We start from the raw sequence: 604 nt of genomic DNA on the forward strand, positions 1-604 counted from the left end.
TTATTTCTTTAAACATTAGAAAAAGGAGTTCCTTTCTCGTATGATTGGTTTGAACAAAAAAAACATACAGAAAGAAGAACTCCTTCATGAATGATTTTACCAAAGATTTTGCTCAAGCTCTATTCAATCCAGACAAAATAAATGATTTATTGCGCAAAGAGCTACAACAGGCTGTTAATAACTTGTTAGAAGCTGAATTGACTGCATTTCTGGGCTATGATCCCTATGCCAGAAATGGCTGGAATACTGGCAACTCTAGAAATGGTGCTTATTTCCGCAAAGTTGATACGCAATTTGGCCCAATTGAAGTGCAAGTGCCTCGGGATCGCAACGGTCAATTTCATCAGCACACGCTGCCTGACTACAAGCAGCACTCGGATATCTTGGAAAGCATGATTATCAAGCTTTACTCCAAGGGCGTGACCACCAGGGAAATAGCCGATCTAATTGAAAAGATGTATGGCAGCCATTACAGTCCAGCTCAGGTATCAAATATTTCCAAGCAGATGATTCCAAAGGTTGAGGCTTACCACAAACGCAAGCTAAGCGACAAGTTTTTCTGCGTCTATTTGGATGCGACATACCTTCCTTTGCGCCGAGAAAC

At 41.1% G+C, this 604-nt stretch carries 1 protein-coding gene; it reads left to right on the forward strand.

Going from position 1 to position 604, the window contains the following annotated elements; all coding sequences use genetic code 11:
• Positions 1–86: 86 nt before the first annotated feature.
• Positions 87–604: transposase (locus CP357_RS09955; RefSeq protein ID WP_191088312.1), on the forward strand; the 518-nt coding region annotated here is incomplete at its 3' end.

It is taken from the genome of Lactobacillus sp. UMNPBX6 (assembly GCF_002553975.1).
Lineage (GTDB): Bacteria > Bacillota > Bacilli > Lactobacillales > Lactobacillaceae > Lactobacillus > Lactobacillus gallinarum.